The 26,158-nt window shown below is 45.8% G+C and carries 21 protein-coding genes; 17 read left to right on the top strand and 4 right to left on the bottom strand.

Annotated features, from left to right (window positions below; translation table 11 throughout):
- Positions 1 to 7: 7 nt before the first annotated feature.
- Positions 8 to 1,054, bottom strand: coding sequence for a FecCD family ABC transporter permease (locus ACFSVM_RS23930; RefSeq protein WP_090724917.1), 1,047 nt, complete (start codon positions 1,052 to 1,054; stop codon positions 8 to 10).
- A complete protein-coding gene (locus ACFSVM_RS23925) occupies positions 1,055 to 2,095 on the bottom strand; it encodes a FecCD family ABC transporter permease (protein WP_076314272.1) in 1,041 nt (346 codons plus the stop codon).
- Positions 2,096 to 2,284: 189 nt separating this feature from the next.
- Between ACFSVM_RS23925 and ACFSVM_RS23920 the strand changes: the two genes are divergently transcribed.
- Positions 2,285 to 3,082, top strand: a complete 798-nt coding sequence (locus tag ACFSVM_RS23920) for a hypothetical protein (protein WP_076314273.1) — start codon at positions 2,285 to 2,287, stop codon at positions 3,080 to 3,082.
- Between the two features lie 15 nt (positions 3,083 to 3,097).
- Here ACFSVM_RS23920 and ACFSVM_RS23915 read toward each other — a convergent pair whose 3' ends face one another.
- Positions 3,098 to 3,958, bottom strand: a complete 861-nt coding sequence (locus tag ACFSVM_RS23915) for an AraC family transcriptional regulator (RefSeq protein ID WP_379264993.1) — start codon at positions 3,956 to 3,958, stop codon at positions 3,098 to 3,100.
- 206 nt (positions 3,959 to 4,164) lie between these two features.
- Here ACFSVM_RS23915 and ACFSVM_RS23910 point away from each other — a divergent pair, with 206 nt between their 5' ends.
- The 14 genes from ACFSVM_RS23910 to ACFSVM_RS23845 all read left to right on the top strand — a co-directional run bounded on the left by ACFSVM_RS23910 (position 4,165) and on the right by ACFSVM_RS23845 (position 23,839).
- A complete protein-coding gene (locus ACFSVM_RS23910) occupies positions 4,165 to 5,046 on the top strand; it encodes a sugar phosphate isomerase/epimerase family protein (RefSeq protein WP_076314275.1) in 882 nt (293 codons plus the stop codon).
- 14 nt (positions 5,047 to 5,060) lie between these two features.
- Positions 5,061 to 6,095 carry a Gfo/Idh/MocA family protein gene (locus ACFSVM_RS23905; RefSeq protein WP_379264991.1) on the top strand — a complete coding sequence of 345 codons (1,035 nt, stop codon included), beginning with the start codon at positions 5,061 to 5,063 and terminating at the stop codon, positions 6,093 to 6,095.
- Positions 6,096 to 6,564: 469 nt separating this feature from the next.
- Positions 6,565 to 7,485, top strand: a complete 921-nt coding sequence (locus tag ACFSVM_RS23900; protein ID WP_379264989.1) for a macrolide 2'-phosphotransferase — start codon at positions 6,565 to 6,567, stop codon at positions 7,483 to 7,485.
- A 208-nt stretch (positions 7,486 to 7,693) separates the two neighbouring features.
- Positions 7,694 to 12,904: a rhamnogalacturonan lyase family protein gene (locus ACFSVM_RS23895; protein ID WP_379264987.1), complete on the top strand. Its 5,211-nt coding sequence runs from the start codon at positions 7,694 to 7,696 to the stop codon at positions 12,902 to 12,904.
- Between the two features lie 346 nt (positions 12,905 to 13,250).
- A complete protein-coding gene (locus ACFSVM_RS23890; protein ID WP_379264985.1) occupies positions 13,251 to 13,994 on the top strand; it encodes a response regulator in 744 nt (247 codons plus the stop codon).
- 81 nt (positions 13,995 to 14,075) lie between these two features.
- Positions 14,076 to 14,396 (top strand): hypothetical protein, encoded by a 321-nt coding sequence (locus ACFSVM_RS23885; protein WP_076314280.1) that lies wholly within the window; start codon positions 14,076 to 14,078, stop codon positions 14,394 to 14,396.
- Between the two features lie 81 nt (positions 14,397 to 14,477).
- Positions 14,478 to 15,164 carry a DUF5819 family protein gene (locus ACFSVM_RS23880; RefSeq protein WP_076314281.1) on the top strand — a complete coding sequence of 229 codons (687 nt, stop codon included), beginning with the start codon at positions 14,478 to 14,480 and terminating at the stop codon, positions 15,162 to 15,164.
- Positions 15,145 to 16,491, top strand: a complete 1,347-nt coding sequence (locus tag ACFSVM_RS23875; RefSeq protein ID WP_379264982.1) for a DCC1-like thiol-disulfide oxidoreductase family protein — start codon at positions 15,145 to 15,147, stop codon at positions 16,489 to 16,491. The genes ACFSVM_RS23880 and ACFSVM_RS23875 overlap by 20 nt, the downstream gene beginning before the upstream one ends.
- Positions 16,492 to 16,526: 35 nt before the next feature.
- Positions 16,527 to 17,666, top strand: a complete 1,140-nt coding sequence (locus ACFSVM_RS23870; protein ID WP_076314284.1) for a serine hydrolase — start codon at positions 16,527 to 16,529, stop codon at positions 17,664 to 17,666.
- Positions 17,667 to 17,820: 154 nt separating this feature from the next.
- Positions 17,821 to 18,588 carry a M23 family metallopeptidase gene (locus ACFSVM_RS23865; protein ID WP_179085572.1) on the top strand — a complete coding sequence of 256 codons (768 nt, stop codon included), beginning with the start codon at positions 17,821 to 17,823 and terminating at the stop codon, positions 18,586 to 18,588.
- Between the two features lie 16 nt (positions 18,589 to 18,604).
- On the top strand, positions 18,605 to 19,528 hold the full coding sequence (gene sppA, locus ACFSVM_RS23860) for a signal peptide peptidase SppA (protein WP_179085573.1): 924 nt from the start codon (positions 18,605 to 18,607) through the stop codon (positions 19,526 to 19,528).
- A 19-nt stretch (positions 19,529 to 19,547) separates the two neighbouring features.
- Entirely contained in the window at positions 19,548 to 19,967 is a 420-nt protein-coding gene (locus ACFSVM_RS23855) for an RDD family protein (protein WP_379264979.1), read from the top strand.
- Between the two features lie 447 nt (positions 19,968 to 20,414).
- Positions 20,415 to 22,508: a catalase gene (locus tag ACFSVM_RS23850; RefSeq protein ID WP_379264977.1), complete on the top strand. Its 2,094-nt coding sequence runs from the start codon at positions 20,415 to 20,417 to the stop codon at positions 22,506 to 22,508.
- A gap of 218 nt (positions 22,509 to 22,726) precedes the next feature.
- Positions 22,727 to 23,839, top strand: coding sequence for a mechanosensitive ion channel family protein (locus ACFSVM_RS23845; RefSeq protein ID WP_076314289.1), 1,113 nt, complete (start codon positions 22,727 to 22,729; stop codon positions 23,837 to 23,839).
- Positions 23,840 to 23,945: 106 nt separating this feature from the next.
- Here the strand turns inward: ACFSVM_RS23845 and pepT are convergent, their stop codons facing one another.
- Positions 23,946 to 25,181, bottom strand: coding sequence for a peptidase T (gene pepT, locus ACFSVM_RS23840; RefSeq protein WP_379264974.1), 1,236 nt, complete (start codon positions 25,179 to 25,181; stop codon positions 23,946 to 23,948).
- A gap of 214 nt (positions 25,182 to 25,395) precedes the next feature.
- Between pepT and ACFSVM_RS23835 the strand changes: the two genes are divergently transcribed.
- Together ACFSVM_RS23835 and ACFSVM_RS23830 are read left to right on the top strand one after the other, a co-directional pair.
- On the top strand, positions 25,396 to 25,809 hold the full coding sequence (locus tag ACFSVM_RS23835; RefSeq protein ID WP_379264972.1) for an SRPBCC family protein: 414 nt from the start codon (positions 25,396 to 25,398) through the stop codon (positions 25,807 to 25,809).
- 5 nt (positions 25,810 to 25,814) lie between these two features.
- On the top strand, positions 25,815 to 26,150 hold the full coding sequence (locus tag ACFSVM_RS23830) for an ArsR/SmtB family transcription factor (RefSeq protein WP_076314292.1): 336 nt from the start codon (positions 25,815 to 25,817) through the stop codon (positions 26,148 to 26,150).
- Positions 26,151 to 26,158: the final 8 nt, after the last annotated feature.

The following is a 26,158-nucleotide window of genomic DNA, read 5'->3' as shown; positions in this document are numbered from 1 at the left end:
AGCGAGCTTACATTCTCGAACGTGACAGTAAATATAAGAAATAAGGAGCTCCAATTATGGCTACCATGATCCCTGCATGGATCTCGGAAGGCTGGAGGATGGAGCGCCCAAGTGTATCGGCCACCAGCAGGAGAAGTGCCCCGCCAAGTGCCGAAGCTGGCAGGAGCATGTTATGGCTCGGACCAACAAGCCTGCGGGCGAGATGCGGTGCAATCAGCCCGACAAAGCCGATACCCCCGGTAAAGGCTACACAGGATGCGGCAAGTCCTACAGCGATCAGGATAAGAAACAGTCTTTCCTTGTTCAGTCCAACACCAAGAGACATCGCCACATGCTCATCCATCGTCAGGGCATCCATCATTCTGGAGCGCGCGAAGGCAATGATGATGAGCAAGAGGACCCAAGGCACAAGGACAATGACTTGATTCCAGGTCGAGCCCCAGATGCTCCCCGCAAGCCAGCTCGCGATCATATCATACTTCTCCGGATTCAGCCGGAGCATCAGCACAATCATGAGCCCGTTTACTGCTGCGGTAATGGCAATACCGTTAAGGACCATACGATTAGGATTGAGGCCGTCTTTTTTGCTGTAAGAGAGAGCATAGATGATCGCTGCTATTGAGAGTCCTCCGATGAGTGCAAGGATGGGAAGCAGGAAGGCAGGGGCATCGGAGTTGCTGGAATAGAAGGATATATAGATTACAACAACGAAGCCCGCACCAGTAGTAATGCCGAGAATGCCCGGATCCGCGAGCGCATTGCGGGATACACCCTGCAATATACATCCGGATACGGCAAGACCGGCGCCGACTAGCATCGAAATAATGATCCGCGGCATACGGAACTCAAATAGAATGAGATTCTGCCTAGCCGTCCCGTTCCCCAGCAGTGTATTTAGAACCTCAGCCGGGGTCAATTTTGAAAATCCGGTATTTATGCTGATCAGCGTAAATATGATGATGAGCAGCGAGAAGCTGCTGAGTACGATCCACTGCTTCGTTCTTTTCTTATGCTTACTTGACTGGATTTGCTGTCTAAGTGATTCTTGGGTCATTTATAGTCCCCTCCCTGTTTTGCGAGCGATGTATAAGAAGAAGGGAACGCCGACGAGGGCGAACAGAGCACTGATAGGTGTTTCATAAGGAGGATTGATGGTCCTTGCACCCATATCCGCCAGGAGCATGAGCAGTCCGCCAAGGACAGCCGAGCAAGGAATGATATAGCGGTAATCCACGCCTACAATATAACGTACCATATGAGGCACAACCAGACCGACGAAGCCGATCGGCCCGGCAACAGATACGGCAGCTCCGGCCAGAATGAGCACAATTATTCCACCGAACAGCTTGACGATGCCTGTTTTTTGACCAAGCCCGGAGGCGATGTCGTCCCCTAGACTAATTAGGGTGATGGATCTGGAGATCAGCATCGCACAGATGAGCGCCCCGACAATCCAAGGAAGCACACCGATGAGCTGCGACATCTTGATGCCTGCGACCCCTCCTGCGACCCAGTAAGCAAGGTCCTGACTTAATCTAAAGTGGATCGCAATTCCTTGACTGAGTGCCGTTAATAGCGAGGTAATCGCAGCACCTGCCAGCACGAGACGTACAGGAGTGATTTTGGCCTTGCCGAGATAGCTTGTCCCATAGATCAGACCGGTCGCCATAGCCGCTCCAACAAAGGAGAAGAGGATCGTTCCTCCATACGACATGCCGGGAAAGAAAGCGAGCGACAGAGCAATCATAAACGTAGCTCCGGCATTGATGCCAAGAATACCGGAGTCCGCGAGTGGATTGCGTGTCATTCCTTGCATGACGGCTCCCGATACAGCGAAGGCAGCGCCGATAAGCACATCTGCCAAGGATCTGGGAATGCGCAGCTCATGAATAATGTTGTGCTGAGTAGAATCGGGATCATATCTGAAGATCGCATCAATGACAGTTTGCAAATGAATATCAGCTGCTCCGACAGCAATAGATACCCCAATGAATAGAATGATGGCAGCCAGGCCGATGACAATCGTCAGCAATGCTCTGACAGGGCGTGCCTGAATTTTGGGTTTTTTCGGAGGTTCAGAGGGTTTTGTGTACACGTTATATACTCCTATGTCATCATCAATAATGAGTATCATTATCAATTAAAGATATTTAGTTCATTCTATATAGTTCTATAGGAAAAAACAATCGAATTCCATGGACTAATGTAACTATAGCACACCCCACACTTTTTATGGAAACCTACATATAGTATATAGAATACGTGGCAATAAGGAGGGCTTGTAATGCCTGTGGTATCAACAATGAACGTATTAAATCAAGTAGTACAAGGTGTCCGGCCTTATAGCCAAGCACTCATCAAGATCATTAACAATGCCGATTCAGCGGGAACCTGCTACTTGACGGGGGCAGTGAACAGTACGGGAATTCAGGGACTATTTGCAGAAGATCTCTTCCTCATCAACCCAGGCGAGATTGTAAACAGAACGTACCTAGTGACCTACGATTTCTTTCAATTTGATGTTAGATGCTCACTGCAGGGTATGGAAGTTGCCATATACGGAATAAGTCCGGACGGCCTCTATAATCCCCTCTCTCTGCGGGAGCTTAATATAAGCCGAATCACATCAGAGATTCACTCTGATTTCTCGGTAACAGATGCGTACTTCCCGGCCATCAGCTTTCAGCGGATTCCTTCCTTTGCCTTGCCGGCAGGTGTTGCCGCAGCGGTCTATCCGCAGAGCTTCGACATTCTGTCCAAGCAGCCAGTCCGCTACATGCTGGTCGAGGGGGGGACGATTGACGGGACTTTTGTCAATTTCCCTACATCAACAACGAGCATACCGACGAACGATACCGTACTTCAAGTGAACACAACCGCCACGACCATCACTGGCGGAAGAGTGCTGACACAGGGAACCTCGGCAGGCTTGTCGGGCGCGTATGCGAATACGACGGTTTATTTTGCAGCACAGGATCTCACGTATGCACTGAATTCGGGTACAATCCTTACCTTAGTTGTCAGCTCATTGACGGGCAGCGATGACTTGGTCGTCACTTTTCGAATGGAGGAGGAATGGTAGTACGGGCTATCCATGTCATTGAGGTATGGATCTCATTTTGCGGACATCCGATGGAGGGATGTTCTTTATTTTTTTGAAGACCCTCCCAAAGTAAGTTAAATTCGAGAAGCCGACAGCCTCGGCGATCTCACTAATACTATAGCTTGTTGTAAGCAGCAATTGCTCTGCTTCCTGGGTACGAAGCGTATGGATGTACTCCTTCAGTGTCTTTCCCGTCACTTTTTTGAACACACTGCAAAAATAATTGGGGCTTAAGCTCACAAGCCGAGCCGCTTCCATAACAGAAATATCCTCCTGATAACGCTCTCGCAGCATTTCGAGGAGACGGGAGAGATTGTGCGTGTCCGGCTGACGGTAGGTTCGAACCTCGGCTACCTGCTGTGCATGGCGGAAATACTGTCCAAAGATATGGAGCAGCTCACTCTTAACCATAAGCTCATATCCCGGCTGCTTCTTCTCGAACTCCTCTACCAGTCTCAAGAAGGACAAGCTGATCGTCTGCATGCAGGCTTCCCGGCTTCTTACAATTCTGGGCCACTGCTGCTTGAGATGGAGGTAGGGGAGAAAGTAGTGATGCTCGGTAATATCGAGTCCATTGCCTCTGACGAGAGCTTCATTGAAGACGATGCATACAAGCTGTGTATCCGGTGCCAGCTGTTCAGCTCGATGGAGCTGCTTCGAGTTAACAAAAGCAAGATCCCCTTGCTCCAGAACATCAAAATCACCATCGATCTGGAGCTTCACTTTTCCTGTCTTTACATACACCCATTCCATATGATCATGCCAGTGCAAATAGATGCCGTTTACGAAAAATACGTTAATCGGAAAAGTTCGATCGGGAATCCATGTATTTTCCTTGTGTGGATGCATCGTCATTGAATAACCCCCTTGTCAGAGTCGTATGTACTCAACCATTTCTATCAATATATTGGAGCAAAAAGCGGAATGTCAACGCTATCATCGATACAAACTGCGTAAGATTGTGCGAATATATCGCTAATTCGGATATAGCAGAGGCAAGGCTCCTTTAAGTACCATAGTACTCAGTTAAAGATCCTACTTTAAATGGAGGTTACCACCAAATGCATCCTATTCGAATTGGAACATTGGTTAATGGAGGCGATGCCGTACGTGTACTGCCTCAGATTATCCCTCATGGGTTCGAGTCCTTTTCGCTCACTTTCTGGCAGACAACTGCCGGGATTGATTTGAAGGAGCTTGCCAAAGGGGTGCGTGAACTACTGGACCCGCATCATATCCCAGTTACGAGCTTATCCATATTTGGCAATCCGCTGACTGGGGAGGGGAAGAATGCGGATACGCTGGGAAGCTGGAAGCGTCTGATTGAGCATGCTTCAGATTTTGGAACAGATCTTGTTACGGGGTTTACGGGTCGTATGCCCGGCTCCATTGATGAATCTATTCCGCGGTATGTAGAGGTGTTCGGTGAACTGGCTCGTTTTGCTGAGAGTAAAGGGGTGCGTCTAGCTTTTGAGAACTGCAGCATGGATGGAGATTGGAAGCGTGGAGACTGGAACATTGCCCATCATCCCGCAGCATGGGAGCTTATGTTTAATGCCCTGCCGATGGAGAACATCGGACTGCAATGGGAGCCCTGCCACCAGATGGTCGGCCTGATTGACCCGATTCCACAGCTTAGAAAATGGGTGAGCAAAGTGTTTAATGTACACGGCAAGGATGCCACCATTGCCTGGGATGTCATCAAGGAGCATGGGATTCATGGTCCGGAGCCTTATGTATGGCATCGCACGCCTGGATTCGGGGATACCAACTGGACCGATGTCATTACGATCTTAAGACAGGCGGGCTATACAGGCAGTATAGATATTGAAGGATGGCATGATCCGGTATACCGGGGAGAGCTGGAAATGACAGGTCAGGTTCATGCACTCCGTTACTTGAAGCAATGCCGCGGCGGTGACTTTGTGCCGAATCCGGTATAGAGGAGGGGAGTCTTATGTCTAAGCACAAAATCATCGTTGCGGGGTGCGGCGGGATGTCCAATACCTGGCTTGATTATGCTGCAGCCAAAGAGGATGCGGAGATTGTTGGGCTGGTTGACCTATATGAAGAGAGTGCGAAGAAAATGGCGGAGCGCCGGAATTTGCAGGTGCCTACATTTACGGAGCTGTCCGCCGCTCTTCAAGCGACGGATGCCAATCTAGTGTTCGACTGCACCATACCCGCCAGTCATAAGGACATCGTCACCTGTGCGATGAAGGCCGGCTGCAATGTGTTCGGTGAGAAGCCGATGGCAGAGAGCTTTGAAGATGCGAAGGAGATTGTAAGAGTCAGCAGTGAGACGGGGAAGCGTTATGTAGTCATGCAAAACCGCCGATATCTAAAACAAATCAGGGCACTCCGTGATTTCTTGCGCCATGACAGGATAGGCAAAATAGGCGCCGTGCATGCCGATTTTTTTCTGGGACCGAGGTTTGGCGGCTTTCGCGATGTCATGAGCAGTCCACTCATTGTTGATATGGCGATTCATACCTTCGATCAAGCACGGTACATTTCAGGGGCAAACCCAGTATCTGTCTACTGTCATGAATACAATCCAGAAGGCTCATGGTATCAGGGTAATGCATCTGCCATCTGTATATTTGAAATGAGCGACGGCTCCGTATTCAGCTACCGCGGCTCTTGGTCAGCTGTCGGCTTGAATACATCCTGGGAAGCGGATTGGCGTATCATCGGAAGCACTGGAACTGCACGCTGGGACGGGCACCGGATGCCGATTGCGGAATTTATCAAAGATCAGGGAGGCACAGGATTTTTTCATGAGGTAGAGCAGGTGGAGCTTGGAGAGAGCTGGACAGGACGCGAGGGACATTACGGCTGTCTCGACGAGATGTTTCAGGCGCTGGACGAGGGAAGGCTGGCTGAAACCGACTGCAGTGATAACATCTATAGTATGGCCATGGTGTTTGGTGCAATAGAGAGTGCAAGATTGGGCAAGAAAATGGATCTGCAGCCGCTCCTGATGATTTAAATCGTTTATTACCTATTAAAGACGTATCTTCTCATTGTTAAGCCGGTCTAGGGTATGCTAAGCTGATACTAACTCAAATGGGAACGGAGGGTTACGTGTGCTGATTGCTTATATCCGCTTGAGAAATGCTTAGTGCTAAGTTATTCCATATGAATTTAGCAGCTGAAGAGAAACTCTTGTCATCTGTCTTGTGTATAGATGAAGCGGGATAAGTATGTCCACATGTAGATAACTTCTCAAGAATATGCTTGCCTGAGCTATGAGCAGCTCGGATGCCTGGCATACCTGAGTTGGCATTCTATTTGTCATAAAGCAATGAATGAGAAGAGCTGAGCACGCGGACGCTGGCAAGCTGTGTTCCAGCTCACGCTCTAGGCGCTCATTATGCTTTTTTGCGATCCCGTAAATCGAACACAGGCAGACGATTGCCTGTGTTTTTTTTATTTTGATCAATTAGGAGGAAACAGTAATGACAAATGGATATGAAGAGCAGAAGAATACGAGTGCGGCTAAGGAGCTGCTGGATCTTGCCCGTAAATATGGATTACATTTTGCGTCGAATGAAGCGAAGGTAACCGAGTCGGGGATGGATTTCCAAGTTGCGATGGCGAAGGATGCGTCGGATGTAGACTGGGTCATTCGTAAGCCAAGAAGGTCAGATGTACTCGAGCGTGCTGCGAATGAGAAGAAGGTGCTTGATTATATCCATGGCAGACTGCCCGTGAATGTTCCGGATTGGAAAGTATTCTCGGATGAGCTCATCGCCTATCCTAGACTGGATGGTATTCCTATGGCGGATGTATCGACATCGGGCTATGCCTGGAATACGAACCATGAGGAGCTGAAGGACGAATTTGTGCGATCTTTGGCAGCGGCGCTTGCAGCCCTGCATGCGATTAACGGGACCCAGGCAGCTGCAGCAGGACTGCGGGTGAAGACACCGCAGGAGGTAAGAAGCCATTATGCGTCCCAAGCACAGGAAGTCAGGGAGAAGATCGGGGTAAAGGCGGAGCTGTGGGATAGGTGGCAGGCCTGGCTGTCCGATGAGACATACTGGCCTGATGTATGCGGATTGATCCACGGAGATCTTCATCCGCCTCATATTTTGCTGGATCGTGAGCAGCGAGTGACCGGGCTGATTGATTGGACGGAATCCGAGGTGGCTGATCCGGCTGCCGACTTTACGATCTACTACGCCATTTTTGGGGAGGATGAGCTTCAGCGGTTGCTGACTCATTATGAAGCAGCTGGAGGGAAGGTATGGCCGAGAATGAAGGAGCATATTGTGGAGCGATATGCGGCCTACCCGGTTCTTGTGGGACAATTTGCTCTACTGTCAGGTGATGAAGGAGTTATGGCAATGGCGCGAGGTGCACTCGGTTTAGAATAAAGGCTTTATCGTAGATAATTCTTGATAAAGTGCTTGAGACACTTGAACACCGCAGGTTCTTTCCGGAAGGGGGATGGGCGGTGTTTTTTTGCGTAGGTGAAAACACTGATTTTTGTGTAAAAAACACTGTTTTTTAAATGTTAAATGACGAGACGGAACGCTATCATGAAAGGGATTACATTCCATTTTCAAAGGAGGACGCGTTGAAGTGAACAGGAAGAGCAGGCACCAAATCGGTGGACGGCGTTTCTTAATTATTTTTCTAGTCATGATGATGGTGCTCTCCACCATAATTACACCGGGTGAATGGGGGGTTCAAGCCGTGCAGGCGCAGGAGGGGACAGGACCTCTGGAAGGAAATGAAGCTGTAGAAGACAATACTCCGCAGGGAACGGTACCGGATGAAGAAATTCCAGATGAGCAAATACCTGACGTAGATGTACCTAGTGTAGAAGCACCAGGTGAAGAGACAGGAGGAGAAGAAGGCTCTAGCGAAGCGGGCCAGGGAGAAATTGAGACAGAGGAGGGCACATCGCAAGGGGAGGCTGCTAATGAGGAAGGGGCTCCAGCAGCGGAGCAGAATGAAGCAGATCCATCTAATATGCAAACGCTTACTGAAGGACTGTATCGCTTTGACTTTGGGAATGGAGCAGGAGCAGCAGGCTATACCCAAGTTGCAGAGCCGAATGTATATACAACAGAAGCAGGTTACGGATTTACTGATCCTTCACAAGTCACAATGACTGACCGCGGCGGAGACGATGCTGTTCGATCCGATTATGCCCGCATTCAGGACGGCGGCCTATTCCAGATCGATTTACCAAATGGAGATTATACGGTATCGCTCGTAGCGGGTGATGCTGCAGAGGCGTCTGAGATTGCTGTATCTGTAGAGAGCATGCAAAAAGTACAGCTGACCTCAAAAGGGGCTGGAGCGTTTCTCGAGATGAACTTTGACATTGCTCTGGTGGACGGTCAGCTGAATTTTGGATTCAGCGGATCAAGCGCAAAGCTAAATGCCTTGGTGATAACGAGGCTCCCAGACCGCACAGCAAGCGAGCATCCATCGGTTTATATCGCTGGTGATTCTACAGTGCAGACCTACGATCCTTACTGGAAGCCGGAGGCGGGATGGGGACAAATGCTGCCGCGCTATCTCAGTGAAGAGATTACAGTTAAGAATCACGCAATTGGCGGGCGGAGCACGAAGAACTTTATAGCGCAGGGACGGCTTGATGAGATTCTGCGGGTTATTCGCCCGTCAGACGTGCTGCTGATTCAGTTCGGTCATAACGATGCGACAATTTCGATCCCGGATCGTTATGCTTCGCCTGAAGATTATAAAGTGTATCTCAAGACCTATATCGACGGAGCAAGGCAGCGCGGAGCTGAACCGATTCTGGTGACACCGGTAGGACGCAGGGACTTTAATCCAGACACGGGCAAGTTTAATGTCAGCTTCCCGGAATACGTACAAGCCATGAAGGAAGTGTCTGAGGAGCAGAGCACCCGGATTATTGATCTCAGTACGCTGAGTGTCGCCTATTATGACTCCATTGGGCCTGAAGAGGCCAAGTCCGTGTTCTTGCATGTCGAGCCGGGCGTATATGGAGCCTTTCCAAATGGTGCGGAGGACAATACGCATTTTCAGGAGTACGGGGCTATTCAACTGGCAAGAATGGTTGCCGGCGCGATTCAGGAATTGAATATTCCGTTATCTCAGTATATACAGGAACAAGCTCCCCCTGATTCAGTGCCAGGGCAGCCGACAGGTCTTGCTGCCGGGAATATCAGCAACAGCGGAGCATTGCTGAAATGGAACGAGGTTGTTGGTGCAGATATTTACCGGATCTATGTGAAGGGAGCAGAGGAAGCAGACACAGCTTACAAGCTGGCCGGCACAGCTACCATACCTAGCTATAATATTGCAGGCCTCAAGGAAGGAGCTGCCTATACGGTAAGAGTTACTGCAGTGAACAGCAGAGGAGCTTCTGAGCCGTCTGAGGAGCTTGCAATCGGGACCAAGTCAGCAGCACTGCGATATGACTTCGGACCCGCTGGCTCGCCTGTTGCCGAAGGCTATACGGAAGTCAATCAAACGGTATTGTATACCGCTGATAGAGGATATGGACTCAAGCTGCACGAAGGGGCATTTGCCGATCGGGATCGCGGCGGAGCGACGGATGCGCTGCGCAGGGACTTCATCATTAATTTCGGCGGTCGTTACGAATTTAAGGCGGATCTGCCGAACGGAACATATGCAGTCAAGACGTATACGGGCGACTGGATCGGTTCAGCAAGAACCAACATAAATATTGAAGGCAAAGATTATGGTACAGCCAGCTCAGGTAAGGAGACGATTGCGGAGAAGGTGCACAGCCCGATCACCGTGTCGGACGGCCAGCTGAATGTGATGATCTCGGGTCAGACGGCTCATTTGAATGGCATTGAGATAACCCCACTACTGCTTGCTCCGACCGGTCTTGAGCTGGAGGGGATTGATCTTGAGAGTGATCCTCCATCAGCAGATGTGATATGGCAGAGTGTTGAAGAAGCTGTGTTATATCGCTTATACCGCCAAGCTGATGGGGAGGATAAGGCCTCTTTTATAGCTGAGACGAGTGAGACATCCTATATTGATCAAACAATAGATATCGGAATGAATTATGTATATACCGTAACCGCAGTTGATGCGGCAGGTCTTGAATCCGTGGCATCAGCAGAGCTTGGGGTATCCATGATTGATCCTTCTGTAGAGAAGGCTGGAGTACCGCAAGGGCTTAGCGTAGATTCCATTCATAAGAATGAGGTCACTCTTTCGTGGAACGAGGAGGCCGCGGCGAAATACTACAATGTATATCGCTCTAAGTCGGAGAGTGGAGATTATGTCCTTATCGGCAAAACCAATGAGCCGGTGTACACGGATCAAACCATTCTTAGCACGATACCTTACTATTACAAGGCTGCCTCGGTGAATGCAGGAGGAATTTCAGATCCGTCTGACGTCCTCTCGACTCCGGCCGTAACCACCTTATATCGTCAGATGGAGAATCTCGACCGTGCACCGGTAGCGGTGCAGACGGAGGAAGGTGTGTTTGTCAGCTGGAGAATGCTAGGGCTAGATCCTGACTCCATTGCTTTCAACGTCTACAGGGACGATGTGCTCATTACGAGTAAGCCGCTGACCGATCGCACGAATCTGCTCGATCCTAAGGGTAAGGCGGATTCCGTGTATAGAATCGAACCTGTACTGAATGGAGTGAAGCAGGAGAGCATTGAGACAGCTGAGGTATGGCAGAATGGATACAAGAGCATTCCGCTGGATAAGCCGCAGGATGCTTATACAAAAGACGGACAACCCTATTCCTACTATGCGGGAGATGCAAGTGTAGGTGATCTGGATGGAGACGGCCAGTACGAGATTGTCATGCTGTGGTCACCAACAAACGGTAAGGATAATTCTCAGGCAGGCTATACCGGTGAAGTGCTTATGGATGCTTACAAGCTGGATGGGACCAAGCTGTGGAGAATTCATTTGGGGCATAACATTCGGGCAGGTGCGCATTACACTCAATTTCTGGTCTACGATCTGGACGGTGACGGCAAAGCAGAGATTACCATGAAGACCGCAGACGGAACGACAGACGGTACGGGACAAGTGATTGGAGACGGCTCGCTGGATCACAGAAACAGCTCAGGTTATGTGCTGCTCGGCAATGAATTTTTGACCGTCTTTGAAGGAGCAACGGGAAAAGCGTTGAACACGGTTCCTTACGATCCGCCAAGAGGAGATGTGAACGCTTGGGGTGACGGATATGGTAACCGGGTAGACCGCTTCCTGGCTACGGTTGCTTACCTGGACGGAGAACATCCAAGTGTTGTCTTCTCGCGAGGGTATTATACGAGAACCGTGCTGGCAGCCTATGATTTTGTCGGTGGAGAGCTGGTGAAACGATGGCGCTTTGACACGAATGATGAGGGCCTCAGCAGTTATGCGGGGCAAGGCAACCATAACTTGTCGGTCGGTGATGTGGATCACGACGGCAAGGACGAGATCCTGTTCGGGGCAATAGCGATTGACGATGACGGAACACCGCTGCACAACACTGGACTCGGGCATGGCGATGCTATGCACTTCGGTGACTTGAATCCGAACCGTGATGGTCTTGAGGTCTTTAGTGTTCATGAGAACGCAGCCGCAGCCTATGGCATGGAGGTTCGAGATGCGCAGACAGGTGAGATTCTGTGGGGTATCCCGATGGGAAGGGATGTTGGCCGGGGAATGTCCGCCGATATCGATCCCAATTATCCAGGTGAAGAGGTGTGGTCGGCCACAATTACGAATGAACAGCATATCCCGCTCAGTTCGCTCTACAGTATTACAGGCGAGCAGATATCTAGTGAGATGCCTTCCTCCACGAACTTCGGAATCTGGTGGGATGGTGATTTGCTGAGAGAGCTTCAGGATGATATTCGTATCGACAAATGGGATTACGAGAATCAGACGACTCTGAATCTGCTGACGGCAGAAGGAGCAGCGTCGAACAATTCAACCAAGGCAAACCCGAGCCTTCAGGCTGACTTATATGGAGATTGGCGGGAAGAGGTCATCTGGCGCTCCAGCGACAGCTCGGAGCTTCGCATCTATACGACAACAGATGGAAGTGAGCACCGAATTCGTACACTCATGCATGACCCAATCTATCGTCTAGGCGTTGCCTGGCAAAATGTTGCTTATAATCAGCCCCCTCACACCGGCTTCTATCTGGGGACAGGGATGGAGAAGCCTGCTGCTCCAAACATCCGTTATGCAGGAGCGGAGGAAGAAGGGCTTGCCAAGAGCAAACCGGGAGTTCCCGTATTGTCAGATAACAATGGACACGACCATGGACTCCTGGACGGAGAGTACACAGTTACGATGAATATGTGGTGGGGGGATAACGGCACTCGTTATAAGCTGTATGAAAATGGCGAGCTCATCTATACCGAGCTTCTGTCCGACCGTACACCTGGCGCTCAGAGCGTTCAAGTACCGTTATCCGGAAGAGGAAACGGAACCTACACCTATACCGCGGAGCTGGCTAACCAGCACGGGGTAACGAAGTCGGCGCCGCACACCGTGACGGTCCGAGATGCTGCGCCCGGTAAGCCAAGCATTTCAAGTGATAATTGGGACGGCGATGGCAGCTATGCTGTTACGATGAATATGTGGTGGGGCGTAAACGGAACAACGTACCGTCTCTATGAAAATGGAGAATTGATCGATACTCAGGAGCTGGCTGCCCATACACCCAATGCACAGACAGCCTCCACCGAGATATCAGATCAGGCGGCCGGAACCTATGAATATTACATTGAGCTGATCAACGAGCATGGCAGCACAAGAAGTGAGACGATCCGTGTAGAAGTAGAAGAGTAGAAAGGACAGTATTTAGTTCATCATTGATGATTAACTGGTTAATGGGAGGTATTGCTCCGCTAAAGCGCATGTTCATAATTTAGGCTAGACTTTTGAGTGACATAGGGAAGCACGGTCCATTGGACCGTGCTTATTTAAATTATTGTACCAAATAATCGCTAGGCATAATACATAAATTTTTAAAGTATGGAAATTATATACTTTTGCTTGTTATAATTACTTACTAATAACCAAAAGGTTAGTTTATTTCTAGTTTTAACCCCTTGGATGAAGGTTTTGTTCCTTTTACCTGAGGGGTGTTTCAACATAGTTATTACAGCCTGGAAAAAATATTAGCTTAAGAAGGGTGAGTGAATTAGGATTTATGTTGAAGATTAACCTGCTTATATGTCATAACGATTCACGATATAACGATTTGTTACGTAATATCCTTTCCAAACCACAAACTATTGATATCGTAGGCTACGTCACGGATAGTAGCGATCTGCTTTACTACATACGTCATTTAAAAGTTGATATTTTATTGTTAGATCTTCATATAACAGGGAGTTGTCACGAAGGTTTAGAGCTAATGGTTGAAGCAAGAAGGATAGCAAAAGGTATTAAAACAATTGTGTTCTCAAACCTGGAAAGTGAGGAAATGATAATTGACGCAATTGTTTACGGGGGGGCTATAAATTATATCACTAAGGACTTTTATAAGGATTTGCCGGAAGCCATAACAAATGCAGCTGCTAACATTTCGAGCATTCACCATTCCGTAGCTGGAAAGATTTTAACAAAAGTACATCAGTTCAGACAAAATGATCTCTATGAAAAAATAAGTCCCAATCAAATAGAGATATTAAAATTGTTGTCACAAGGGTGTAAAAGGGCGGATATCGCTACACAACTTCATTATAGCGAGCAGACTATCAATAATGAAATATACAAGATAACAAACTTACTTAAAAACAATTTCCCATATGTAGATTGGGGACAGTTAAAAAAACGTCATACAAAAATTATCATATCACTTGCGAAAAAATTAGGTATTATATCATTTTTCCCCCTAAATGTCATTACTAATTATCTTATTATTTCAGTTTAAAATATTTGCTCTATAATTAAAAATGGATAAACTATCCAAAAAGGTGGCCACCTAATACTGTAATTATGGAGGTTGTTTATAGTGAAAAGGAAAGTTATTGCAATTGCTTTATCATTGGGTATTTTTTCATTAGGAGCATTTACGATTAACGCGTCTTATTCAGCAGGTGGGTCTAAGACAGAGGCGGTTGGTTCGAATGTAAATGAATCCGGATTAAATGCAGTAGCGGCCGTGCCTGAGGTAGCACTTGCTTCGGCTGTCTCAAAAGCCACCTTTTATGTGACTGAAGCTTATAAGGCAAATAAGGACGCTCTCAACCAGGTTTTGTTTCTCGGTTCATTATTCGGGACAGAAGTAGTGGATACCAATTTGCAAGAAACGGATGAAATATTCGACAATTAAAACAAAGTAATCTGCAAGGTTCCTTACAGGTTTATGTAAGGACCTTGCTTGATTTGTTTGCTTAAAATGGAGGAGTGGAAGATGAAATCTCATAATTGGCGAATTTGTACATTGAATATTTTGTTGGTTATTTTCTCACTTTACTTCATTGTCCATTTCATTATCATTTCTCTTCATGCGGGACCGGTAAATCCTATATCTGTTGCTTTGAAGCCGTTAACTGACCGTTATGTAAGTCCGGTATTTTATCAGAACTGGCATTTATTTGCTCCTAATCCGCTAACTATAAATCAGAAGCTGTATGTAAAGATTAAATATAGAGAACAGCATAGTTCCAAAGAAGTAGAGAGTGAATGGTTGGATGTAACAAGTCCAATGATTGAAGTGAATAACGAAACACTATTCTCCCCTTATAATCGAATTATTCGAATCAGTATGGGCTATATGAATGGCTTGCAAATTGGCAGCGCAGATGATCTTACTTATAAGATTATTGAAAAAAAGCAAGAAAAGAATGAAGATATGACAATTATTGATGAAGCACTTTCTAAGGAGCAAGAGGAGGCGGAAACTGCATTATATCGATATGCTACAGCTGCAGCAAAAAAGTATTATCCAGATAGTGAACTCATTTCTGTACAAATAACGACAAGCAAAACTAAGGCGGTTCCTTACTCACAAAGAAAAGAAGATAATTATGACATGGAGGAAGTGTTAACAGCGTATGAATGGAAGGAGGTAACAAAAGATGTTGTTAAACTTCCGTAATTGGATGACTCAGAGTCACTTTCTGATTGGAGCAGGATTACTGAGAGTCTGTTTTGGTATAATCATAATTTATAATTATTTAATCCACTATAGACAACGGGAATTCTTATGGGGAGACGATGGGGTAAATCTTTACACTGACGAATTTAAGTCCTCCGTTCTCTCTTTATATAATTTAAGCAGTTCGCCGCTCTTTTTTGACCTAATATATCATTTGGGAATTTTGTTTGCTTTCATTTACCTCATTGGATATAAAGGTCGGTGTTTCTCAATTTTAAATTACATAACCTTTTATTCTCTTTATGTAAGAATGAATCACATTAGTGATGGCGGAGATAATCTGCTAAGTATTTGCTTGTTTATGCTCATCTTCGCAAATACTACGATGTATTTTTCAGTCGATGCAGAAAAGTTACGGAGAAGAAAGAAGGCCAAGAAAAACGATTTTATAACTCAACTAGAAATGATGGTTCATAATTTTGTCGTTTTAGCTTGTATAGTGCAATTATGTATCGTTTATTTTTTTTCGGGTTGTTATCAATTAATGGGAGAATTATGGCAAAGCGGGACTGCAATTTACTATATCTCCCAAGTAGATGAATTCAGCAGGCCTATACTCCAACACCTCACTGAAAATTACTTGATCGTGACTATCATATTTTCTTATCTCAGTATTATAACTAAGTTGGCATTTCCATTCACTATATTAAACAAAAAAGTTAAGCCATTTATGGTTGCCAGTATGGTTTTTTTCCATGGGGGAATTGGAATCGGAATGGGGTTGCTGACATTTTCAATTGTAATGATTTGCATGGAATGCCTTGTGTTTACCGACAGTGAGTATCAAAAAATGTATCAGAATACCTTGAGGTGGATTAGATATCGACAACTTGTAATGAAGCGGGCAACCAGAAAATTTGGCTTTAAATATCTACGAGCGCAGCAAATCATAGTCTTTTATGACGGCTGGTGTCCAATGTGCAGGGGGATCGTGAAACGAATTGATGCAATGGATTATTTTAGATTAATACGCTGCGTTAGCTTTCGCATGCCTAACATAATAGACACATATCAACTTGATCCTCAAGAAGTCGAATTGCGTATGCACAGTATAGGTGTAAATGGCGGTATGCCTCGCAAAGGAATTAGCTCCGTCGTTCATATATCACAGAAGCTCATCCCGCTGTGGGTTGTACTTCCGTTTATTGCAGTTTCAAAATGGTTGGGTATTGGCGGATATGTTTACGATTATATCGCTAAGAACCGCAAACTTATTCCTGTAAATCATTGTAATGATAGTTGTGAAATTACACCAACAGTGAAATGAAATTCCTTCAAAAAGAAAGCAAAGGAGTTATGCGGATGGCAATGATTGCTGCTATCATTTTGTGCACTATTGCTTTTATGTACGTTGGCATAAGGGTATTGGCCGTTTATGAGAAGAAAAAAGATGACAAAAAAACGGAGTTCGATGTACTTCGGTTTATGTCGGAAAATCCTAACCAGGCATCGTTGCACTTTATTCAAAATGGAGACACGATTCTTGGCTATCAATCAAATCGGAAAATGCCGTTAGCCAGTGTTCTAAAAATCATTATAGTAGTTGAATTTGCCAGACAAGTATCAGAGAATGAGCTGGATCCTGATACAAGGATACCATTAGCTGAACTGGACCGTTATTACATTCCACGTTCTGATGGGAATGCCCATCCAGAGTGGTTGCAAGACGCAGGGAATCGGAATGCAATTGTTAATAACGGTGTTAGTCTTAAAGAAGTTGCCAACGGAATGATGAAGTTCAGCTCAAATGCGAATACGGAATATTTAATGAAAACGATAGGTTTAAAGAAAATCAATCTGCTTTTGAACAAATGGAACTTAAATCAACATGGACGCATATTTCCAATATCTTCTGCCGGATTAATCGCTGCAAGCGTTATGGAGGAAACGGGATGTCCTAGTTCAAAGATTGCATCGAAGTTGATGGAGATGCCTACAAATGAATATGAAGCCAAAGCCATACAGTTGTTTGAAGATATAAGTATGGATAAAGGAAAATCTCTTATTAAGCGATTAAATCGATCGGAGAGTTACCGTATAGACGTTATGCGTGTCGAATCGATGAAACAACCTCAGTCTACAACGCAAGAGTATGCCAATATAATGAGATATATTCAACTTGGAAAGTGTCTAGCCCCTGTTGCTACTGAATTGATAAAAGAGCTGATAGAATTCACTCCCCCTCAAGACTCAAGGTTTTGCAAGGTTGGACAAAAGGGGGGATCCACGGCCACTATATTAAATAAGGTATTGTATTTGGAGGATAGAAAAGGTGGTAATTACCAGTTGGCTGTTTTTATAAATGATCCTAAAAGAATAAATCATATATGGTTATCGCGAAAGCTAGATTTGTTTATATCCAAATTTATGGCTGATGATGAGTTTCAGTCCAAAGCCATCGAGCTTCTGCGAGGAATTGAGGAACAAAATGTTGTTAGTTAAAGCTTTAGTTGTGCCCTTTGTCCTATGTGGCTTTCTGATATTTTACAGATTTCGGAGCAAGTGGTCGTCTGTAGGATGTACACTATTTGTTTTCAATGTAACAAGTCTATTTATAATAACAGGTAATTGGACGCATATAAGTCACTATTTACGTATGATGTTGATTGTTTTATTTTTGGTTTCATTATTAATAGTGATTAAGAGATTAAAAAAACTACCATGGAAAATAAAAGGTAATTTATTAAGAAGCATAGGAAAGTCGATCCTTTTCGCATTTGTCACAGTACAGTCTGTGCTTACGAGTTATCTGTTCATAAGTTTACTTTCGTATGAATTTAAGAATCAAGAATCAATTGATTTAAAATTTCCACTAAAAGGTGGGATCTACGCAGTTGTTCATGGAGGTAGTTCTCCAATTTTAAACTATCATGCTGAATATTCTTCACAGCGTCATGCTTTAGATTTTGTTAAACTTAACTCATATGGTAAATCGCATAACCTGTTTGCAGAATTAAGTGATCTGCAGTCATATCCGATCTTTGATGAAACAGTGTATAGCCCTGTTAACGGAACTGTTGTTCATGTCACAAATGGAGTAGAAGACCAGATAAAGAAAACCTTTTCATCAAATGAAACAAATATGGTAGTTATTGAACAAGGTAGATATCAAGTATTACTCCTCCATTTGAAAAAAGATAGTATTCGCGTGAGTGAAGGAGAAACGGTTTTACAGGGGGATATGTTGGCCAAAGTTGGAAATTCGGGGTATAGTAGTGAACCACATTTACATATGCATGTTATTGAGAGAGTAGACGGTGTAGAGACCAGTTACTTTAATGGTCGTTCGGTTCCCTTTACAGTTGGTGGCGAAATCCTGAAACGAAATGATTTAATCGCTGATGAACGAGTTATTTTCAGATAAGCTGATGGAGGCAGATATGAGAAGAGTAGTTGCATCGGTTGTACTAATTTTTATACTTGTGGGTTTAATCAGCACGTGGCTAATTAAAGGGTATAATCAATCTGGGGGGGAAGTATGGAAAGAAAACGTAATCGAAGGGAACGCTGAAGGGAAAATTGTGCAAATGTTTCTTGAAGGAGAGTTATCCTCTAATGTAGGTGGAGAACATCCAATTATTTCCATGTTAGATCAAGCGAAAAAAGATCCTGAAGTCAAAGGAATTGTAATATATGTGAATTCTCCAGGAGGAGACGTTGTCACTTCAGATGTTATTTACAACAAAATATTGGAAGTGAAAGCTACAGGCCGGAGGGTTTTAGTTAGTATGGGCTCGATTGCTGCTTCAGGGGGATATTACATATCTGCAGCGGCTGATGAAATATATGCTAATCCAGCTACCATCACGGGTAGTCTCGGTGTTATTGTGAATATTTACAATTACCAAGGTATAGCCGATAAATTGGGCTTAAAGGAAGAAAATATTAAAAGTGGAGAATATAAAGATTTTGCGAATTCAATGCGGGAATTGAAAGATGGGGAAAGAGTCATATATCAAAGTATTATTGATGAAAGTTATAATCGATTCATAGAAGTAATAGCAGAAGGACGGCAAATGGATCTTCAATCGGTTAAACAGTTGGCAGACGGCAGAATATATTCAGGTAGACAAGCGAAGGAGCTTGGATTAATAGACAAATTTGGTTCAATTCATAATGCGACTGGGGACTTGGTAAAGACACTAGAGTTACGCGAACCAAAAATAGTCCGGTATACTAAGAAAGAACCATTACTAAGCTTAGGGTACTCAGGAGGGACATCCTTGTCTGTTGAAACAATATTGGAGAGTTTCTTCTCGATGATAAATGAACCAGACCCAAGAGTGCTGTATCGTCTTCATTAAATGAATAAGGAGTTAGAAAATGCAGACAACGATAAACTATGCTGGATTTTGGGTACGCCTTATGGCCTTTACACTGGATTTAGTTGCCCTAGTCGCATTACACTATATTCTATTTGTTGGATTTTTGGAGAAACATATCTCAGGGTTGTCAAGTGCTTCAATTAGTATGCTGCTTATTATTTCATATTTTATTTTTCCAACCCTTCGTTATGGTCAGACATTGGGAAAAATGGTTATTGGTATTAAAGTTGTACAAACCGAAACAGGCCTCCAATTATCATGGGAGAATATTGTTATAAGGGAAATAGTTGGAAAATTTTCTTCTGCTATGCTATTATTTATTGGATATCTTATCGTCTGTGTCGATGCTCAAAAACAAGGACTTCATGACAAGTTCGGCCAATCTTGTGTTATATGGGTAGATAATGACGATATATGAAGCTAAATTATGCATAAAGCAGGTGGTGGATTGAATCCGGTTTTTTTGTGGGCTATTCGGATCCTTGTACTAGTATTGGGGTTGTTTTTACCTTTTGTAACCCTAATCTATAAGGTTTCGATGATTGGATTGGTCGTGGCTCTTGAAATTTGGTTTATCCAAAAAAATAAGAGTAATGGTCGGTTGGATTTAGTTGGGTTTTATATTATAGGAGCTATTATAGGTTATTTGTATATCATGATATTCTAATGCACAAGAAGTGAGACGATCCGTGTAGAAGTGAAGTAATAGTGAAAATTAAATGAAGAAACCATGAGGTAAAGGTGATCTTTATCCTCATGGTTTTTTTGTTGGTGATGAAGCCGTTTAACCGTTATCCATGCAGGGTACTTATTTAAAAGCTTGGACTTATTTGGACTTTAGATGATCAAGAGGAGGAAGGCCAGGATGAGTAACGAAGAAAAGCGCATGAATGAAAATGCCAAGCAGGAGCAGCTGGATTCTTTTCGCGTAAATAATGACGGTAAGAAGCTGACCACCAATCAGGGACTGAAGGTATCTGAAGATGAACACTCCTTGAAAGCGGGAGTCCGCGGTCCGACCTTAATGGAGGACTTTCATTTTCGGGAGAAGATGACGCATTTTGACCATGAGCGTATTCCGGAGCGAATTGTACATGCCCGCGGATTTGGCGCGCATGGTTATTTTCAGGTGTACGAGCCGTTAACCTCTCTTACCCGAGCTAAATTCCTGCAGGATCCTTCTGTGAAGACACCTGTCTTTGTCCGCTTCTCTACGGTCGCAGGCTCGCGCGGTTCGGCGGATACAGTGCGCGACGTAAGGGGCTTCTCCACGAAATTTTATACGGAGGAAGGAAACTATGATCTCGTAGGAAATAACATACCGGTGTTCTTTATTCAGGATGCGATGAAATTCCCTGACTTTGTGCATGCCGTTAAGCCTGAGCCGCATAATGAAGTACCGCAGGCTTCTTCTGCACATGATACCTTCTGGGACTTCATCGCGAATAATCATGAATCAGCACATATGATGATGTGGGCGATGTCGGACCGGGCACTGCCGCGGAGCTATCGCATGATGGAAGGGTTCGGTGTACATACTTTCCGTCTGGTCAATGAGGAAGGCATCGGCCATTTCGTCAAATTCCATTGGAAGCCAGTACTTGGCGTCCATTCTTTAGTATGGGATGAGAACCAGAAGGTAGCGGGTAAGGACCCGGATTTTCATCGCAGAGATTTGTGGGATGCGATTGAGACCGGCAATTATCCGGAATACGAGCTGGGGCTTCAGATTATTAAGGAAGAGGACGAGTTTTCATTTGACTTTGATATTTTGGATCCGACAAAAATTTGGCCGGAGGAGATCGTTCCTGTGCGCCGAGTCGGCAAAATGACGCTGAATCGCAACACAGACAATTTCTTTGCGGAGACGGAGCAAATTGCTTTCCATCCAGGCCATGTTGTGCCCGGAATTGATTTCAGTAATGATCCGCTCCTCCAAGGGCGTCTATTCTCTTATACGGATACTCAAATCTCCAGACTTGGTGGGCCGAACTTTGCGGAGATTCCGATCAACCGTCCAGTCGCGCCGGTGCATAACAACCAGCGTGATGGCATGCACCGGATGACGATCAATCAAGGTCCGGTGAGTTATCATAAGAACAGTATTGCGGGTAACACGCCTTCGCCTGCATCGCCGCAGGAAGGCGGATATCAGCATTATGCGGAGAAAGTGGAAGGGCACAAGATCAAGGCAAGAAGCGGCAGCTTCGAAGATTTTTACAGCCAGGCTCTGCTGTTCTGGAACAGTATGTCAGCGCCGGAGAAAAAACATCTCATCAGCGCATTCCAATTTGAGCTTGGGAAGGTTCAGCGGATGGAAATACGTCAGCAGGTCATTCATCTGCTGATGAACATTGCTCCTGAGCTGGCTGCTGCGGTGGCTCCTAAGATCGGTGTCCAGCTGCCCGAGTCTGCCGAGCATCCAGCGAAGTCACCGGTGATTGAGTCTTCTCCTGCACTTAGCATGGCGAACACAATTCATTCCGCAAAGACGCGTAAAGTGGCCATACTGGCGGGAGATGGTTTTGATCAGCATGCCATCACCTTGATGAACGCCTTGACTGAAGCAGGTGCCATGGCCGAAGTGGTCAGTGATCATCTGGGACCTGTTGCAGGACAAGGAGGGGTAAGTATGGAGGCGATGCATACTTTCCTCACGAGCGATTCATTACTGTTTGATGCGATCTACGTGGCCGGCGGTGAACATAGTGTGCAGGCGCTTGCAGCCGACCCTAACGCGGCGGAGTTTATTAAGGAAGCTTACAGACACTATAAGCCGATTGGTGCAGTTAATGAAGGAGTATCCTTCCTTGTAAAAGGCCTGGGTATGGCGTCTGATTCTGCAGCTGCCTCAGCACCGGGAATTATAACGGCTGCGAGTGGAGAAGAGCTGGGAAGCTTCGCTGAGAAATTCTTGAATGCCGTAGCAGCACATCGATTCTGGGATCGCGTTATTTAAGGGGAATAGAAGCAGAGTAAAAGTGACTAAAAAAATCAATATTAAAGACAAGCAATCAAGTGACGGCTGTTCACTTTCTGATTTGCTTGTCTTTTTTTGTTTACCGTTCACCCCAGTGGAATAAAGTCGGTTTTGGATTTGCAATACCTCTTCATGTTACAATGGTCCAAAGTATTGAAGGTGATTCGTTTTAAATCGTAGTAAAGGTGTGTCTATTATTGAATTTGAATAGTGTTGTTGAATTTTTTGGTGAAATTAATTGGTTTCGACTAGCCGTTGCGGTGCTTCTTCTGCTCGTCTTTACGGTTTTTAACAAATGGACCTCAACCCGTCTTTTTCGTTTAATGAAACGATTCTTCGGTATGAAGTGGGATAATCTCTACCTGACTGTTCGTAATCCGATCCGCGCTCTAATGATTCTGCTCGGCGTTTCGGGTGCAGTTCGGTTTTATTTCGATGGGGGCGGAGAATGGGTTCTATTCTCTCATCTCATTCGAACCGCCTTTATCGCGTGTATCGGATGGGGATTGTATAACTTATCAGGAAGGTCATCCCGATTCTTTGCCGGTTTTACCACCAAATGGGGCGTTGAAGAGTCGGACATGATCATCCCCTTTTTATCCAAGGTGCTCCGATTCTTAGTTATTGCATTGACACTGACAATTATCGCAGCAGAGTGGGGTTACAGCATTAATGGTTTAGTCGCAGGACTAGGGCTCGGAAGCCTTGCCGTTGCGCTGGCCGCTCAGGATACGCTCAGTAACCTGATCGCAGGCGTTATTATCGTGACAGAGAAGCCTTTCTCGAAGGGTGATTGGATTAAGACCGATACCGTAGAAGGTATGGTAGAGGATATTTCATTTAGAAGCTCGAAGATCCGTACTTTTGCGGATTCTATCGTTATTATTCCGAACAATATTCTTGCGAAGTCGGCCATTACCAACTGGAGTCGGATGGGCAAGAGACGTATCACCTTCGATCTCGGCGTTGCGATTGATTCGGATCGGAAGAAGCTGGTCACAGCCGTTGAGCGGCTTCGTGAATATATTGAGAGTCATCCGGAAGTGGACAAAGAGCTGCTGATGGTTCGTGTTAAAGGAATGACCAATGAACAGATTACGATCTTCTTCTATTTCTTTACGTATACGACGGTTTGGGTCGAGCATATGCGAGTGTTGGAGTCGATCAACTTTGAGATTCTGAACATATTGGAAAAAGAGGGGATCAAGCTGGCTGTGCCGGCACAGCGTTTGTTCGTTGAGAAGAATATGATCTTTGCACCAGAAGAGGAAGTGGATGTGGAGAAGGAACGCGTCTACGCAAACAACTAGTCTCCACATCTGGATAAGATAGAGATTACTCTGCCGTATAGTATAAGCACAAGCAAGCGGCACATCTGTCCCCGCAGGTCAGATGTGCCGCTCTTTTTTATATTCCTTACGCTTCCCGCTGCTCAAACCGCTCTATGATTCCAATGATCACCATTGTGGCTAAGACCATATGATCTACAGATACATATTCGTAGCGCCCATGGTAGTTCTCTCCGCCGGTGAAAATATTCGGTGTCGGCAGTCCCATGTAGGACAGCTGGGAACCGTCTGTGCCTCCGCGGATCGGGACAATGTGAGGCTCAATATCGAGACTCTTCATCGCTTCGCCCGCAATATCAACGATAAATTTGACGGGTTCAATCTTCTCCCGCATGTTGTAATATTGGTCGCGGAGCGTAAGCTGGACACGTTCTTCACCATATTTAGCCTGAAGATCCTTAGCGATCCGCTCCATGTTTGCTTTCCTTGCCTCAAAGCGGGCACGGTCAAAGTCACGGATGATATAGCTGAGCGTGGTCTCTTCTACGTCTCCTTGTATGGAGTTCAGATGATAAAAACCATCATAGCCATCCGTATGCTCCGGCGCCTCCTCTACGGGAAGCAGACCGTTGAACTCCATAGCGATTTTGGCGGAATTGACCATTTTATTCTTCGCAGTACCGGGGTGAACGTTCTTGCCCTTGAAGACGATCTTGGCCGCCGCTGCATTAAAGCTCTCATATTCCAGCTCTCCAAGGGGTCCGCCGTCAACCGTATAGGCATATTTCGCGCCAAAGGCTTCAACATCAAACCGGTGTGGTCCGCGCCCAATCTCTTCGTCTGGTGTGAAGGCGACTCGAATCTTGCCATGCTTGATTTCAGGATGATTCAGCAGGTAGTCCATGGCGGTCATAATTTCGGCAATACCGGCTTTGTTATCTGCACCGAGCAGGGTTGTCCCGTCTGTTGTAATTAAGGTGTGTCCTTTATAGTTCACAAGCTCAGGAAAATCATGGGGTGACAGAATGATATTCTGCTCTTTGTTCAGCACAATATCGTTACCGTCGTAGGCGTCGATGAGCTGAGGATTTACGTTCTTGCCTGTAAAATCAGTAGCTGTGTCCAGATGCGCTAGAAAACCGATGACCGGAACTTCCTTGTCTGTATTCGCAGGCAGTGTTGCCATCACATAGCCGTTATCATCCATTGTGACTTCCTGCATCCCGATCTCCTGAAGTTCTTCTACAAGCTTGCGGCCCAGTTCCAGCTGCCCCGGTGTAGACGGACAGGTCTCGCTGTTCTCATCCGACTGTGTATCCATACGTACATAACCGGTAATACGCCGAATCAGATCTTGCTTCATGTACTCCTCATCTCCTTATCATGGCGGGAATGATGTTCCCGTGTTCAATATTTCCATTTTATCATGAACAAACGAAGATTCATAAATTGTAAAATGAAACCTAAAGGTTTCCCTTTACACGAAACCAAAAGGTGTCATATAATCATGAGAGAAATTGAACACACTTATAATCTTAGACAATTTAACTGGAAAATAGCGAAGGAGTAGAGAATAAATGACGCAAACATTGCCGGATATTCAGAAGACAATCGTTATCGATGCGCCCATCGAGAAAGTATGGAGCAAGGTGGCTACGGCCGAAGGTATCGCTGCCTGGTTTATGCCAAATGACTTTGAGCCTGTGCTTGGGCATGAATTTCAACTGCAGGCAGGACCGTTTGGGAATTCGCAATGCAAAGTGACTGAGCTCGAACCGCCGCATCGGCTCAGCTTCAAATGGGACAAGGATTGGCTCATTACCTTCGAGCTGGCAGAGAAGGATGGGCAGACGGAGTTCACACTTACCCATGGCGGCTGGAGTGTAGAAGAGAAGACCTCCTTCGGCGAAGATCACAGCGTAGTGCGTGACCGGATGTCGGGCGGATGGACTGGAATTGTTAGCAAGCTGGCAGCGCAGTTTGGAGCGTAGCATTGATGTCAGCTGCACCCAAGCATGATGTCTTTCAAGCGATTGCAGATCCTACCCGCCGGGATTTGCTTCATTTACTGAGCCATGGGGAAATGCCGGTTGGTGCCATCAGTGAGCGGTTTCCCATCAGCCGAACCGCCGTATCCAAGCACCTGCGTGTGCTGGCTGATGCCGGACTTGTACAGGACCGTAAGGTTGGACGCGAGACCAGGTATCGACTGGATACCGAGCCTCTGACCGAACTGAAGCGCTGGTTGTCTTACTATGAGCGGTTCTGGGATAACAAGCTCACGATGCTGAAGCTTTATGCAGAACAGGATGAGCCTTTGCAAGAGGATTAAAAGTAGGA

It is taken from the genome of Paenibacillus shunpengii (assembly GCF_042684905.1).
In the GTDB taxonomy this organism is placed as follows: Bacteria; Bacillota; Bacilli; order Paenibacillales; family Paenibacillaceae; genus Paenibacillus; species Paenibacillus shunpengii.
Note: the sequence above shows the minus strand (reverse complement) of the source record. Positions and strands in the feature narration are given on the sequence as shown.